The organism is Microcella sp., from assembly GCF_030645145.1.
Taxonomy (GTDB): domain Bacteria; phylum Actinomycetota; class Actinomycetes; order Actinomycetales; family Microbacteriaceae; genus Microcella.
Map to the genome: position 1 here is coordinate 1 of NZ_JAUSMI010000056.1, position 14,790 is coordinate 14,790.

Annotated in this window: 13 protein-coding genes; 5 read left to right on the forward strand and 8 right to left on the reverse strand. The window is 72.2% G+C overall.

All coding sequences use genetic code 11. The annotated features are described in order from the left end of the window. The 4 genes from Q7T15_RS03350 to Q7T15_RS03365 all read right to left on the reverse strand — a co-directional run. Positions 1-521: non-canonical purine NTP pyrophosphatase (locus tag Q7T15_RS03350; protein ID WP_304693283.1), on the reverse strand; the 521-nt coding region annotated here is incomplete at its 3' end. 32 nt (positions 522-553) lie between these two features. Beyond that, positions 554-1,315, reverse strand: a complete 762-nt coding sequence (rph, locus tag Q7T15_RS03355) for a ribonuclease PH (RefSeq protein ID WP_304693259.1) — start codon at positions 1,313-1,315, stop codon at positions 554-556. Continuing rightward, positions 1,312-2,151, reverse strand: coding sequence for a glutamate racemase (murI, locus tag Q7T15_RS03360; protein WP_304693261.1), 840 nt, complete (start codon positions 2,149-2,151; stop codon positions 1,312-1,314). Before murI ends, rph begins: the two co-directional genes overlap by 4 nt. A gap of 22 nt (positions 2,152-2,173) precedes the next feature. Then, a complete protein-coding gene (locus Q7T15_RS03365; RefSeq protein WP_304693263.1) occupies positions 2,174-3,652 on the reverse strand; it encodes a cryptochrome/photolyase family protein in 1,479 nt (492 codons plus the stop codon). Positions 3,653-3,676: 24 nt separating this feature from the next. On the opposite strand from Q7T15_RS03365, the gene Q7T15_RS03370 reads away from it, so the two are divergent. Further along, positions 3,677-5,020, forward strand: coding sequence for a nicotinate phosphoribosyltransferase (locus Q7T15_RS03370; protein WP_304693265.1), 1,344 nt, complete (start codon positions 3,677-3,679; stop codon positions 5,018-5,020). A gap of 30 nt (positions 5,021-5,050) precedes the next feature. On the opposite strand, the gene Q7T15_RS03375 is transcribed toward Q7T15_RS03370, so the two are convergent. The 3 genes from Q7T15_RS03375 to Q7T15_RS03385 are packed head-to-tail and all read right to left on the reverse strand — an operon-like array spanning position 5,051 to position 8,349. Next, entirely contained in the window at positions 5,051-6,727 is a 1,677-nt protein-coding gene (locus tag Q7T15_RS03375) for a tripartite tricarboxylate transporter permease (protein WP_304693267.1), read from the reverse strand. A gap of 12 nt (positions 6,728-6,739) precedes the next feature. Continuing rightward, positions 6,740-7,336, reverse strand: a complete 597-nt coding sequence (locus Q7T15_RS03380; RefSeq protein WP_304693269.1) for a tripartite tricarboxylate transporter TctB family protein — start codon at positions 7,334-7,336, stop codon at positions 6,740-6,742. Then, positions 7,336-8,349 (reverse strand): tripartite tricarboxylate transporter substrate binding protein, encoded by a 1,014-nt coding sequence (locus Q7T15_RS03385; RefSeq protein ID WP_304693271.1) that lies wholly within the window; start codon positions 8,347-8,349, stop codon positions 7,336-7,338. The genes Q7T15_RS03380 and Q7T15_RS03385 overlap by 1 nt, the downstream gene beginning before the upstream one ends. Before the next feature lie 159 nt (positions 8,350-8,508). On the opposite strand from Q7T15_RS03385, the gene Q7T15_RS03390 reads away from it, so the two are divergent. From Q7T15_RS03390 to Q7T15_RS03405, 4 genes are all read left to right on the forward strand, one after another. Further along, positions 8,509-10,140 (forward strand): sensor histidine kinase, encoded by a 1,632-nt coding sequence (locus tag Q7T15_RS03390; RefSeq protein WP_304693273.1) that lies wholly within the window; start codon positions 8,509-8,511, stop codon positions 10,138-10,140. Then, positions 10,137-10,835 (forward strand): response regulator, encoded by a 699-nt coding sequence (locus Q7T15_RS03395; protein ID WP_304693275.1) that lies wholly within the window; start codon positions 10,137-10,139, stop codon positions 10,833-10,835. Before Q7T15_RS03390 ends, Q7T15_RS03395 begins: the two co-directional genes overlap by 4 nt. 69 nt (positions 10,836-10,904) lie before the next feature. Beyond that, complete coding sequence (locus tag Q7T15_RS03400; RefSeq protein WP_304693277.1) at positions 10,905-11,891, forward strand: TIGR03885 family FMN-dependent LLM class oxidoreductase; 987 nt, start codon at positions 10,905-10,907, stop codon at positions 11,889-11,891. Further along, complete coding sequence (locus Q7T15_RS03405; protein WP_304693279.1) at positions 11,888-13,546, forward strand: alpha-amylase family protein; 1,659 nt, start codon at positions 11,888-11,890, stop codon at positions 13,544-13,546. Before Q7T15_RS03400 ends, Q7T15_RS03405 begins: the two co-directional genes overlap by 4 nt. Here Q7T15_RS03405 and Q7T15_RS03410 read toward each other — a convergent pair. Then, positions 13,543-14,790 (reverse strand): AAA family ATPase (locus Q7T15_RS03410; protein WP_304693281.1); only part of this gene is annotated, 1,248 nt, incomplete at its 5' end. The two genes, Q7T15_RS03405 and Q7T15_RS03410, sit on opposite strands and share 4 nt — an antisense overlap.

Here is a 14,790-nt window from a genome sequence, read left to right on the forward strand (position 1 = left end):
GTGCGCGCCGGGTCGCCGGCGAACTCGAGTGGCACGAAGATCGGGTCGTAGCCGAACCCTCCCCCGCCGGCGGCCTCGGCGGCGACGCGGCCCGGCCAGACCCCGAGCTCGACGGTCTCGAACGGAGCCCCGTCGACCGACTCGGTCGGGTCGACGAGCGCCGCGGCGCACGTGAACTGCGCGGTGCGGTCGGCGTCGGCCCCGAGGGCGGCGAGCGAGCGCAGCAGGTGGCGCACGTTGGCCGCGTCATCGCGCTGCCCCGAGTAGTAGGCCGAGTGGATGCCCGGGGCGCCGCCCAGGGCATCCACCGAGATCCCGGAATCGTCCGCGATCGCGGGGAGCCCGCTGTGCGCGGCCGCAGCTCGAGCCTTGATGAGGGCGTTCGCGGCGAACGAGTCACCGTCCTCCTCCGGGGCCGGGCCGTCGTAGGCGACGAGCTCGAGACCGGGGACGTGCGCGCCGAGGATGCGCTGGAGCTCCTGCACCTTGTGCGCGTTGTGCGTCGCGACGACGACCCGCATCCTCGTGACGGATCCGTCCGAGCCCGTACCGCTCACAGGCCGAGCGCCTCGCGCTGGTGCTCGGCGAGCGTGCGGCAGCCGCCGAGCGCGAGGTCGAGCAGCGCGTCGAGCTCGGCGCGGTCGAAGGGCGCGCCCTCCGCCGTGCCCTGCACCTCCACGAACTTGCCCGAACCCGTGACGACGACGTTCATGTCGGTCTCGGCGCGGACGTCCTCGACGTAGGGCAGGTCGAGCAGGGGAACTCCGTCGATGATGCCGACGCTGATCGCCGCGACCGAGTCCTTGAGGGCGACGGCCTTCCTGCCGATGAAGCCCTGCGCGCGGCCCCACTCGATCGCGTCGGCCATCGCGACGTAGGCGCCCGTAATCGCGGCCGTGCGCGTGCCGCCGTCGGCCTGCAGCACGTCGCAGTCGATGACGATCGTGTTCTCGCCGAGCGCCTTCATGTCGACGACGGCGCGGAGGCTCCGGCCGATGAGGCGCGAGATCTCGTGGGTGCGGCCGCCGACCTTGCCCTTGACGCTTTCGCGGTCCATGCGGCTGTTGGTCGATCGCGGCAGCATGCCGTACTCGGCGGTGACCCAGCCCTTGCCCTTGCCGGTGAGCCAGCGCGGCACGCCGTTCGTGAAGCTCGCGGTGCACAGCACCTTCGTGCCGCCGAAGGTGATGAGCGCGCTGCCCTCGGCCTGGGCGCTCCAGCCGCGCTCGATCGTGACGGGGCGCATCTCGTCGGCGGCGCGGCCGTCGGCGCGCTTGCTCGAGCCGAGGCCCGTGGATTCGGCGATCGTGGTCATGGGGTGCCTTTCGGGAGGGGGATCGTGCCGGTCGCGAAGGTCTCGACGTGCGAGACCTCGGGGCCGAGGAAGCGGGCGGCGAGCTGCCGGAACCGCTGCGTGTCGGGGCCCGTCGCCTCGAAGACGTGGCGCGGGGCATCCGTCGCCTGCGACAGCAGGTCGTGCTCGATGAGGCGGCGGTAGACGTCGTAGGCGGTCTCCTCGGCGCTCGAGACGAGCGAGACCTCGGGGCCGACGACGTACTGGATGGCTCCGGCGAGGAGCGGGTAGTGCGTGCAGCCGAGCACGAGCGTGTCGATCTCGGCCTCGCGCAGTGGGGCCAAGTACTCGGCGGCGACGGCCATGAGCTCGGGGCCGGTCGTGATTCCGGCCTCGACGAACTCGACGAAGCGCGGGGCGGCTGCGGTCGTGATGACGAGCTCGGGGTCGGCGACGAAGGCGTCGGTGTAGGCGCCCGAGCGGATCGTGCCCTCGGTGCCGATGACCCCGATGCGCTTCGTGCGGGTTCGGCGCACCGCCTGGCGCACGGCGGGCTGGATGACCTCGATGACGGGGATGCCGTGGCCCTGCTCGAAGCGCTCGCGCGCGTCGCGGAACATCGCCGCGCTCGCCGTGTTGCACGCGATCACGAGCGCCTTGACGCCCTGGTCGACGAGCTCGTCGAGGACGGCGAGAGCGTGCTCGCGCACCTCGGCGATCGGGCGCGGGCCGTAGGGGCCGTTCGCGGTGTCGCCGAGGTAGAGCAGCTGCTCGTGCGGCAGCTGGTCGATGATCGCGCGGGCGACGGTGAGGCCGCCGACGCCGGAATCGAAGACTCCGATCGGCGCGCTGCTCACCCCGAGAGTCTAGAGGGGGGCCTCAGTAGCGTGTGCGGGCGCGCTCCTGCGCCACGACCTGCTCGCGGTCGGCGAGACGGCGCAGCCCCGCGAGCGGCTGCGCCATGCGGTGGTTGCCGCGGATGCGCGGCTCGACCCGGTCGAGGAACGCCCAGTACCCGGCGGTGAACGGGCACGCATCCTCGCCCAGCCTCTTCGAGGGCGAGAAGCGGCACGACCCGCAGAAGTCGCTCATGCGGTCGATGTACGCCCCGCCGCTCGCATAGGGCTTCGTCGCGACCATGCCGCCGTCGGCGAACTGGCTCATGCCGATGACGTTCGCCGGCATGACCCACGGCGTGCCGTCGACGAACGCGCCCTGGAACCACGCCGTCAGCTCGGCCGGGTCGTAGCCGCGCTGCAGCGCGAAGCTGCCGAGCACCATGAGGCGCTGGATGTGGTGCGCGTAACCCGTGCGGCCGACGCCGTCGAGCACGTGGCTCAGGCAGCGGGCCTCGATCTGCGCGCCGTCGAGCTGCCACCACTCCGCCGGCAGCGGCGTCGTCGCCGCGAGGAAGTTGCTGCGCTCGACGTAGTCGGGCCCGAGGTGCCAGTACAGGTGCCACACCCAGTCGCGCCAGCCGATGAGCTGCCGCACGATGCCCTCGACGCTGTTGAGCGGGGCATTCCCCGCGGCGTGCTCCGCTACGACGCGGTCGACGATCTCGAGCGGGTGCAGCAGCCCCAGATTGAGCGGCACGCTGAGGCGGCTGTGGGCCATGGTGTCGTCACCCTGCAGCGAGGCGTCCTCGAACGGGCCGAAGTCGGTCAGCCGCGTGCCGATGAAGTCGTCGAGGGCGGCGAGGGCCTCGTCGCGCGTCGCCGCGAACGCGCGCGGAGCATCCGCCCCCAGGAACCGCACCCCGTCGGCCTCGAGACGATCGAGCGTCTCGCGCACGCTCGCATCGATGTCGTCCTCGACGGGCCGCCACGGGTCGGGCAGCCCGAGCGAGACCGCCCCCTTCGGCGGCCGCTCGCGGTTGTCGTGATCGAAGCTGAACTGCCCGCCGACGGGCTGGTCGCCCTCCATGAGGATGCCGGTGCGCTCGCGCACATCGCGGTAGAAGCGGTCCATGAGCAGCTGGGTCGGCTTCCTCCCCTCCGCCCACGCCGCGAACGTCGCGCGATCGGTCACGAAGCCCCGATCGGGCAGGATGCTCGCCCCGAGCCGCTCGACGAGCCGAGCCTGCGCCCACGAGGTCGCGCCGACCACCTCGAGGCACTCGCCGGTGAGCCCGCGCTCGCGCAGCGCGGCGGCGTACGACGGCGCCTCGACGAACTCGCCCCGGTCACCGAGCTCGCGCGCGCGATGCCGCAGCGCGCTCAGGTAGAGGTGCGCCTTGAGCCGGTGCGTCGGCCGGCGACGGAACACCTCGTGGTTCTCGATGAGGATCACGCGCCCGCCGTCGTCGAAGTGCGGGCCGAGCCGCTCACCGGTGAGCCAGCGGGTGGGGTCGGTCACGCTCGAACGCTAGAGCTCTAGGCTGTGCGGGTGACGACAGCGCTGCTCACCGACCGCTACGAGCTGACGATGATCGAGGCCGCGCTGCGCTCGGGTCGCGCGCATCGGCCGTGCGTCTTCGAGGTCTTCGGGCGGCGGCTTCCCGGCGGGCGCCGCTTCGGCGTCGTCGCCGGCACGGGGCGCGTGCTCGAGGCGATCGCCGACTTCCGCTTCGGCGCCGCCGAGCTCGACTGGCTGAGCGACAACGGCGTCGTCGACGAGGCGACGCTGCGCTACCTCGCCGACTACCGCTTCACGGGCAGCGTGCACGGCTACCGGGAGGGCGAGCTGTACTTCCCGAACTCGCCGCTGCTGACGGTCACCGGAACCTTCGCCGAGGCGGTCGTGCTCGAGACGGTCGTGCTGAGCATCCTGAACCACGACACCGCGGTCGCGACGGCCGCCGCCCGCATGGTCGCCGCCGCCGACGGGCGCCCGCTCGCCGAGATGGGGTCGCGCCGCACGGGCGAGGAGGCCGCGGTCGCCGCCGCGCGCGCCGCCTACATCGCGGGCTTCAGCGCGACCTCGAACCTCGAGGCGGGGCGGCGCTGGGGAATCCCGACGATGGGCACCGCGGCGCACTCATTCACCCTCCTGCACGACACCGAGGAGGACGCCTTCCGCGCCCAGGTCGACTCGCTCGGCGCGGGCACGACGCTCCTCGTCGACACGTACGACGTGCGCACGGCGATCGAGACGGCCGTGCGCGTCGCGGGGCCGACCCTCGGAGCGGTGCGCCTCGACTCCGGCGACCTGCCCGCGCTCGTGCGCGAGGTGCGCGCGCAGCTCGACTCGCTCGGCGCGACCGGCACGCGCATCACCGTCACGAACGACCTCGACGAGCACACGATCGCGGCCCTCCGCGGCGCCCCCGTCGACAGCTTCGGCGTCGGCACGGCCGTCGTCACGGGCTCCGGCTCCCCCGCGGCGGGCTTCGTCTACAAGCTCGTCGCGCACCGCGCCGACGCCTCCGAGACGTGGATGCCCGTAGCGAAGAAGAGCGCCGACAAGGTGTCGCTCGGCGGGGCCAAGCGCGGCGAGCGGCTCCTGCACGACGGGCGGGCCCTCGCCGAGCACGTGCTCGTCGACGACGATCGCGACGGCGTGCCCGAGGAGGACGCGTCCTCCGCGGTCGAGGGCTCGCACGGCGGGACGGTGCGCCCGCTCACCGTCGCGCTCATCCGCGAGGGCGAGGCGGACGAGCGCTGGATCGGCCCCGAGGGCGTGCGGCGTGCGCGCGTGCACCACGCGGCCGCGGTCGCCGAGCTGCCGCTCGAGGCGTTCCGCCTCGGCCGCGGCGAGCCCGTGCTGCCGACCGTCGTGCGCTGACGACGATCGAGCACGGGCCCGCCGGGCGGCTCAGCCCTCCTCGTCGTCCGAGCGCCGCGATCGCCACCGGCCGCGCCGCACGGGCTCGTCCGGCTCGGGAGGGATCACGAGCTGCGACGTCGTGATGTCGGTCGGGCGGTCGCCCGGCTCCCACATCCGGTTCACCGCCGCGGAGACGGAGGTGTCGGCGGCGAGCGCCGCCTCGAGCGCTCTCTCCATCCGGCTCTGCCGGCGCCGCAGCCACAGACCCACGGCGATGAGCAGGATGAGCGCGACGTAGCAGGTCGCGGCGAACGGCCGCGTGAACAGCGTCGTCAAATCGCCCTGGTTGAGCTGGAGCGATCGCCGCAGCTGCGCCTCCCCCATCGGCCCCAGGATGAGCCCGACGACGAGCGGAGCGATCGGGTACCCGTAGCGCCGGAGGAAGAACCCGAGGACGCCGATGAGCAGCAGGATCACGATGTCGGTCAAGGCGAAGTTCACCGCGAACGCGCCGAGCACCGCGAACGTGAGGATCCCCGCATAGAGGTAGGGGCGCGGGATCTGCAGGAGCTTCACCCAGATCCCGACGAGCGGCAGGTTGAGCACGAGGAGCAGAACGTTGCCGATGTAGAGGCTCGCGATGAGTGACCACACGAGCGCCGGCTGGTTCTGGAACAGCTGCGGACCCGGCTGGATCCCGTACGACTGGAAGGCCGACAGGATGATCGCGGCGGTCGCGGTCGTCGGCAGGCCGAGCGTGAGCAGCGGCACGAGCACTCCCGCTGCCGCTGCGTTGTTCGCCGACTCGGGGCCGGCGACGCCCTCGATCGCGCCGCGGCCGAACTCGTTCTTGTGCTTGCTGAGCTTCTTCTCGGTCGCGTACGAGAGGAAGGTCGCCACGTCGGCTCCTCCCGCCGGGATCGTGCCGATCGGGAAGCCGATCGCCGTCCCGCGCAGCCACGGGCGCCACGAACGGCGCCAGTCGTCGCGCGACATCCAGCTCCGCCACCCGCGGGTGACGGGGATGAGCGCGACGGGGCCTCGACGCAGTCGCGAGGCGACGTAGAGGGTCTCGCCCACGGCGAAGACCCCGACCGCGACGAGCACGACATCGATTCCGTCGGCGAGGGGCAGGAGGCCGAACGTGTAGCGGGCCTGCCCCGTGAGCACCTCGGTGCCGATGAGTCCGATGAAGAGCCCGATGCCGAGCGACACGAGGCCGCGCCAGACGGAGGAGCCGAGGAGCGCCCCGACGGTGACGAACGCGACGACGATGAGCGCGACGTAATCCGCCGGTGCGAGGTTCACGGCCCAGGCGGCGAGCACGGGGGCGAGCAGCGTGAGGCCGATCGTCGCGATCGTGCCCGCGACGAACGAGCCGAGGGCGGCGGTCGCGAGCGCGGCGGCGCCGCGCCCGATCTTCGCCATCTTGTTGCCCTCGAGCGCCGTCACGATCGAGGCGGACTCACCGGGCGTGTTGAGCAGGATGCTCGTGGTCGAGCCGCCGTACATGCCTCCGTAGTAGATGCCCGCGAAGGTGATGAGAGCCGCGGTCGGCTCGAGCGTGTAGGTGAGCGGCAGGAGGAGCGCGACGGTCATCGCGGGCCCGATGCCGGGCAGCACCCCGACGGCCGTGCCGATGAGCACGCCGAGGAAGGCGTAGAGCAGGAACTCCGGGTTCAGGGCGACCTGGAACCCTTCGAGCAGTGCGAGCAGGTTGTCCATGAGGGGGCCCTTCTAGGCGCCGAGGAGCGGGCCGAGCACCGGACCGAGCGGGAGGGAGAGTCCGAGCCCGAGGCCGAACCCGAGCTGGATCGCGAGACCGAGCGCGAGACCGACGAGAGCGGCGACCCACCAGCGTCGCGCGCCGAGCGCCCACGCGACGATCGCGAACAGCAGCGCGGCGGCGAAGGCCCACCCGATGACGGTGACGAGCGCGATGTGCGCGATCACGGCGATCACGATCTTCGCGAGCGTGCGCCAGTCGGTCGCGGCGGCGGAGTCGATGTCCTCCCCTTCCTCCTGCGAACTCGCACGGCCGCGGAGGACCTCGACGAGGACGCCGACGGAGGAGACGATCAGGATGCCTCCGACGAGGTACGGGAACGCGGTGGGCCCGACGGCGTTCGCCGATTCGGGGACGCGGATGCTCGAAGCGCCCACGAACGCGAAGACGCCGAGGGCGAGGGCGAGGCCGGCGAAGACGAGCTCGCCAAGGCGCCCCCGCCAGCGAGGGCCGTCGGAAGCGGCGGCCTCGTCAGCGGCGGGAACGCTCGCCCCGGAGGGGCCGGGCCGCGCGGGCCCGACCCCTCCGTGAGTCGATGAGGAGCTCATCAGCCGGCCAGCAGACCGATCGTGCGCAGCGTCTGCCCCACCTCGGCGATGTTGGCGTCGACGAAGTCGGCGAACTCGTCGCCGACGAGGAAGGCGTCAGCCCAGCCGCGGGTCTCGCGCGTCTCGGTCCAGGCGTCGGAGGAGTGGAGCTCCTCGGCGATCGTGACGAGCGCCGCGCGCTCCTCCTCGGTGATGCCGCCGGGGGCGAGGAGCCCGCGCCAGTTCGTGAGGACCACGTCGTAGCCCTCGTCGCTGATCGTCGGGACGTCCGGCAGGTTGTCGACCGGCTCCTCCGAGGAGACGGCGAGCGCGCGCATCGTGCCCGCCTCGATGTGCTCGACGAACTCGCCCACGCCGGAGATGCCGGCGCTCACGTTGTTGCCGAGGATGAGCGTGACGGCTTCGCCGCCTCCGGAGTTCGGGATGTAGTTCAGCTGCGCGGGGATCTCGGCGGGGTCGAGCCCGGCGGCCTCGAGCAGGAGGCCGGCGAGGATGTGATCGGCGCCGCCTGCGGAGCCGCCCGTCACCGTGACGTCCTGTCCGTTCTCGACGATGTCGTCGACGAGGTCCTCGAGAGTCTCGTAGGGCGACTCGGCGGGAACGACGACGACGAGGGCCTCCTCGGTCAGTCGCGCGATGGGCGTCGTGTCCTCGAGGCGGCGCTCCGAGGCGTTGGTCTCGACCGCACCCACCATCACGAGGCCCGTGACCATGAGCGTGTAGGGGTCGGTCTCGTTGGCGAGAGCGGCGAGGCCGACGGTGCCGCCGGCGCCGCCGATGTTCGTGACGGGGGCGGAGCCGACGATGCCGTCGGCGGTGAGCACCTCGCTCACGGCGCGACCCGTCTGGTCCCACCCGCCGCCGGGGTCAGCGGGGACGATGATCTGGACGGCGTCGGGAGCGACAGCCTCGGCCGCCGGAGCGTCCGGGTCGGGAGCGGCGGAGGGCGAGGCGCACGCTCCGAGCGCGAGAGCGGTCGTTGCCGCGACGAGGACGGTGGTGAAGGTACGCATGGATCTTGTCTCCTCATTGAGAGCCCGCGTCATCGCGGGCGGTGAACGTGCTGCGTGATCGATGACGGTAGGGCGGGCGACGGGCAGGTGCGAGCCGCCGAGGGCTTGCGTAACTATTGGTCGCTCTGGAACTTGTGGTCGGCACGGCAGACTGAGGGCGTGGGCCGATCGATGTCGCTGCGCGTCCAGCTCCTGCTGCTGCAGGCGCTCATCGTCGTCGCGACCGTCGCGGGCACCGGCGTCCTCGTCGGAGCCCTCCAGGAGCGGCTCCTCCGCGATGCCTACCTCGACCGCATGACGGCCGTCGCCCAGTCCGTGGCTCGACTGCCGGTCATCCTCGACGCCTACGGCTCCGCCGACCCGAGCGCGGTGATCCAGCCGGTCGCGGAGGTCATCCGGGAGGCCTCGAACGTGACCTACGTCGTCGTGACCGACGCGCAGGGCATCCGGTTCTCGCACCCCAACCCCGAGCGAATCGGCGAGCCCGTCTCGACCGATCCCTCCGTCCCCCTCTCGGGCGAGATCTTCGTCGGCACCGAGACGGGCACCCTCGGGGAGTCGTGGCGCGTGAAGGTGCCCGTGTTCGCCGAGGACGGGACCATCGTCGGGGCGGTGTCCGTCGGAATCCTCGAGAGCGCGCTCCGGGAGGAGTACGCCGGCAGCCTCACGCCACTTCTCGCCGCCCTCGGGGGTGCGGCCGTGCTCGGCGTGCTCGGCGCGGCGGGCGTCACGGCGATCATCCGCCGCCGCATCTACCGTCTCGAGCCGAAGCAGATCGCCTCGCTCGTGGACGCCAACGAGATCATGCTGCACGGCCTCAGCGAGGGCGTCATCGCCGTCGACGGCGCGGGGGTGATCACCGTCGCGAACGACGCGGCGCGAGACCTCCTGGCCGCGGGAGACCGGAAGCTCGTCGGGCTGCCCGCCGCGGAGGTCCTCGAGCCGGGGCTCCGGGCCGTTCTCGACGATGGCGAGCGCGAGGGCAGGCTCGTCCTCGTCGGCGAGCGGATCCTCGTCGCCCGGAGCACCGGGCGTCACCGCGACGACGGCCGCGCGGTGGACGCGACCCTCCTGATCCGCGACCACACCGAACTGCACGATGCGGTGCGACAGATGGAGGGCGCGCAGTCGCTCACGGACGGCCTGCGTGCGCAGGCGCACGAGTTCCAGAATACGATGCACGTCGTCGGTGGTCTGCTCGAGCTCGGGCTGCCGCAGGATGCGCTCGCGGTCGTCCGACGCGAGGGGCGGGGCGGCTCGCTCGGGACCGAGGCGGCGGACGCCCTGCAGGACGAGCCCGAGCTGGCCGCCCTCCTGATGGTCAAGCGCATCCAGGCGCGCGAGCGCGGGATGTCGCTCGAGGTCGACGTCGCCCCGCGTCCGGAGGGCGGCGACGGGCTGCGCACGGGCCTCATCGGGGAGGGCGACCTCGTCACGATCGTCGGGAACCTCGTCGACAACGCGATGGAGGTCGGCGGCGTCGGCACGCGCATCGTGCTCCTCATCGCGTGGACGGACGATCGCGTGACGATCACCGTGGAGGACGACGGGCCCGGCGTGCAGCTCGCGCTGCGCGAGCGCGTGTTCGACGTGGGGGTCAGCACGAAGGATGCGCCGGGGACCGCGGACGGGCAGGCCCCCCAGCGCGGCATCGGCCTCGCGCTCGTCCGCCGCATCGCCGAGCGCCACCGCGGCTCCGCCACCGTGGACGACTCCCCCGCCCTCGGCGGCGCGCGCTTCGTGATCGACCTGCCCGCTGTGCGCCCCGCGCACGAGGAGGCGACGCGATGACCGCGGTGCCGAGCGTCGTGATCGTCGACGACGACGAGGCGGTCGCGACCCTGCACGAGCGCTTCGTCATCGCGCACGGGCGGTTCCAGGTCGCCGCGGTCGCCCATACGGGCCCGACCGCGCTCGAGGAGATCCGGCGCATCCGCCCGGATCTGGTGCTCCTCGACTTCTACCTGCCCGGGCTCAGCGGGCTCGAGCTGCTGCGTGAGCTGCGCGCGGACGGAGGTCAGCAGCCCGAGGTGATCGCCGTGACGGCCGCGCGCGATGTGGAGAGCGTGCGGCAGGCGCGCGCCGCCGGAGTCCGCCACTACCTCGTGAAGCCGTTCGGCCCCGCGCAGCTGCAGGATCGGCTCGACGAGATCCTGCTGCAGCGCTCCGTCCTCGAGCGGAGCCCCGCGAGCGCTCACCTCGACCAGTCCTCGATCGACGCCCTCCTCGCCGGTGCGTCTCGGCGCCCCGCTCCGCTGCCGAAGGGCCTGAGCGCGGAGACGCTCTCGGCCGTCGACCGCGCCGTTCCCTCCGACGGCGAGCTCTCGGCGACGGAGATCGGCGAGCTCATCGGGATCTCCCGCGTCGCGGCCCGCCGGTACCTCGAGCATCTCGCCGCCGTCGGCCGCGTCGAGCGCTCGCTCGACTACGCGACGGCCGGGCGTCCGGGCGTCCGCTACCGCGCTCGGCGCGCGTCGCGAAGCTGAGCGCGCGGGGAGAGTCCTCTCCACCGGGTGCCGGAACTCCGTAGGGTCGGGGGGTTCGAAGGAGGACGCATGACCCGCATCGGATTCCACGCTTCGCACGAGCAGATCGAGCCCCGCGCTCTGCTCGAGGCCGTCGCCCTCGCCGAGGAGATCGGTTTCACGGACGCGATGGGCAGCGACCACTTCGCGCCCTGGAGCGAGGAGCAGGGCGAATCCGCCTTCTCCTTCGCCTGGATGGGCGCCGCGCTCGAGCGCACGAGCATGCGCATCGGCCAGGTGCACGCCCCCGGTCAGCGCATCCACCCCGCGATCAGCGCGCAGGCGATCGCGACGCTCGAGGCCATGAACCCCGGCCGCTACTGGGTCGCGCTCGGCAGCGGCGAGAACCTCAACGAGCGCATCACGGGCGACCCGTGGCCGCCGAAGCCCGTCCGCAACGCGCGCTTGCGCGAGTGCGTCGACGTGATCCGCGCCATGCTCGCCGGCGAGGAGGTCACGCACGACGGCCTCGTCAAGGTCGACCGCGCCCGGCTCTGGACGCGACCCGAGACCCCGCCTCCGCTCATCGCGACCGCGGTCACGCCCGAGACCGCGGCGTGGGCCGCCGAGTGGGCCGACGGCCTCATCACCGTCAACCAGAGCGACGAGAAGCTGCGCCGCGTGAGCGACGCCTACCGCGACGCCGGAGGCCGCGGCGACGTGCTCGTGCAGATCCACGTCTCGTGGGCGCGCACCGAGCAGGAGGCCCTCGACTCGGCCTTCCACGAGTGGCGCACCAACGTCTTCGCCCCTCCCCTGTGCTGGGATCTCGACTCGCCCCGCGCGTTCGCGCAGGCCGCGGCGCACGTGCGACCCGACGACGTGCGCGACTCCGTCGTCGTCACCGACAGCGCCGACCACGTGGTCGAGTCGGTGGGGCGGATGCTCGACACGGGCTACGACGGGGCGTACATCCATCACGTCCCGGTCGAGCAGAGGCCCTTCCTCGAGCAGGTCGCGCCGAGCATCCTCGCCGCGTTCACCGAGCGGGCAGAGCCGGCAGGAGCGCGAGCATGAGACTGACCGACACCGGCGACCTGTGGTGGAAGACCGCGGTCGTGTACTGCCTCGACATCGAGACCTTCATGGACTTCAACGACGACGGCGTCGGCGACTTTGAGGGCCTCGCTCACCGCATCGACTACCTCGCCGAGCTCGGCGTCACGTGCCTGTGGCTCATGCCGTTCTACCCGACCCCGGGGCGCGACGACGGCTACGACATCATCGACTTCTACGGCGTCGACTCGCGGCTCGGCCACCACGGCGACCTCGTCGAGGTGCTGCGCACGGCGAAGGATCGCGGCATGCGCGTCATCGCCGACCTCGTCGTCAACCACACGTCCGACCAGCACCCGTGGTTCAAGGCGTCGCGGTCGAGCAAGGACAACCCGTTCCGCGACTTCTACGTGTGGCGCGACGAGATCCCGCCGAACGCGCCGACCAACGTCTTCCCCGACAAGGAGGACGGCGTCTGGCAGCTCGACGAGAAGACCGGCCAGTACTACCTGCACAACTTCTACCGCCACCAGCCCGACCTCAACCTCGCCAACCCCAAGGTGCGCGACGAGATCGCGAAGGTCATCGGCTACTGGATGCAGCTCGGCTTCAGCGGCTTCCGCGTCGACGCCGTGCCGTTCCTCAAGCAGGACGGCGACCCGGGCGTCGACCCGCACGAGCTCCTGCGCTCGCTTCGCAAGTACCTCACGCGGCGCGCGGGCGACTCGGTGCTGCTCGGCGAGGTCAACCTCCCCTTCGAGGAGCAGTACGCGTTCTTCGGCGGCGAGGCGGCCGACGAGCTGACCATGCAGTTCGATTTCGTCGGGATGCAGAAGCTCTACCTCTCGCTCGCTCGACAGGATGCCCGGCCCCTCGCCGATTCGCTGCGCGAGCGCCCCGTCCTCGCTCAGGAGTCGCAGTGGGCCAACTTCGTCCGCAACCACGACGAGCTCACCCTCGACAAGCTCAGCGAGGCCGAGCGCATGGAGGTCTTCGAGGCGTTCGCCCCCGACGAGGGGATGCGCGTGTTCGATCGGGGCATCCGCCGCCGCCTGCCGACGATGCTCGCCGGCGACCCGCGTCACGTGCGCATGGTCTACAGCATCCTGTTCTCGCTGCCCGGGACCCCGGTGATCTTCTACGGTGAGGAGATCGGCATGGGCGAGAACCTGGAGCAGGCCGGCCGGCTCGCGGTGCGCACGCCCATGCAGTGGAACGCCGCCGCCAACGGCGGGTTCTCGCGCGCTCGCTCGCGCCGACTCGTCGCCCCCGTGACGCCCGACGGATTCGGACCCGCTCACGTCAACGCGGCCGATCAGCGCAGCGACCCCGACTCGCTGCTCTCGTTCTTCGAGAAGCTCATCCGCCGCTACCGCGCGTCGGTCGAGATCGGCTGGGGCGAGCTCACGATCATCGACGCGGGCGTCGACTGCGTGCTCGTGCACGCCGTCCAGGGCCAGGAGGGGCGCATGATCGCCGTGCACAACTTCTCCTCCGACCCGCAGGAGATCGAGTTCGCGCTGCCCGACGGCATGGGTCCGAACGCGGAGCTCGTCGAGCTGCTGCGCGACGGCGGCGTCGTCGCCGATGAGAAGGGGCGCGTGTCGATCGCGCTCGACGCCTTCGACCACCGCTGGCTGCGCGTGCACGATGGGGACGACAAGCGACTGAGCTAGCTCGCGCGCTCCTCGGGCGCCTGCACGCGCTGGCCGACGACGGCGCTCACGCCGTCCTGCCGCATGCTGACGCCGTAGAGGGCGTCGGCGATCTCCATCGTGCGCTTCTGGTGCGTGATGATGATGAGCTGCGAGCTCTCGCGCAGGTCGCGGAAGATCGTCAGCAGGCGGCCGAGGTTCGCGTCGTCGAGCGCCGCCTCGACCTCGTCCATGATGTAGAACGGGCTCGGTCGGGCCTTGAAGATCGCGATGAGCAGCGCGACGGCCGCGAGCGAGCGCTCGCCGCCCGAGAGCAGGCTCAGCCGCTCGATCTTCTTGCCCGCGGGCTTGACCGTGACCTCGATGCCCGTCGTGAGCATGCTCTCCGGGTCGGTCAGCAGCAGCTGACCCGTGCCGCCGGGGAAGAGGATCGGGAAGACCCGGTCGAAGGCGTCCTTCGTGTCGGCGAAGGCCGCGGCGAAGATGTGCTGCATCGTCTCGTCGAGCTCGTCGATGATCGCGAGGAGGTCGCGGCGCGTATTGGCGAGGTCGGTGAGCTGCTCGCTGAGGAACTTGTGGCGCTGCTCGAGCGCGGCGAACTCCTCGAGGGCGAGCGGATTCACTCGGCCGAGCTGGCTGAGCTTGCGCTCGGCGCGCGCGAGGCGCGCCTGCTGCTCGGCCCGGTCGAACGGGCGGCCCGCGTGGGCCCCCGGCTCATCGGAACCGGCGGCGGGCGCGGCGAGCGGGTGCGCGCGACCCTCGGCGACGAGCTCGGCGACGCGCGCCGACTCCTCGTCGGTCGTGGGGTCGAAGAGCGGGGCATCCGGGTCGGGGTTGACGCGCGAGGCCGCCTCGGCGGCGACGGCGTCGGCGACCGCGCGCGCTGCGGCGGTCAGGGCGTCGTCGTCGGGAACCGGCACGGCGGGACCGTACTCGGCGACGAGGACGTCCTCGACGAGACCGAGCTCGTCGCCCGCGCGCTCGAGCAGCTGCGAGAGGTGCAGCTTCTTCTCGTAGATCTGCAGCTCGAGGCCGTGGACGTTCTCAGTGATCGCGTGCAGGCGCTCGCGCAGCGCCGACTCGGAGCGGCGGAGCTCGCCGAGCTCCTCGTTCTGCTGCTGGCGCTCGGTCTCGGCGCGGTGCAGCTCGACGCGGGCCTCGGCGACGGCGCGATCGACGGCGGCGAGCACCGCGGGCACCGACTCAGCCACGCGCGCGGCGCGCTCGACCTGCTTCTGGCGGAGGACGGCGCGGCGCGCGGCCTC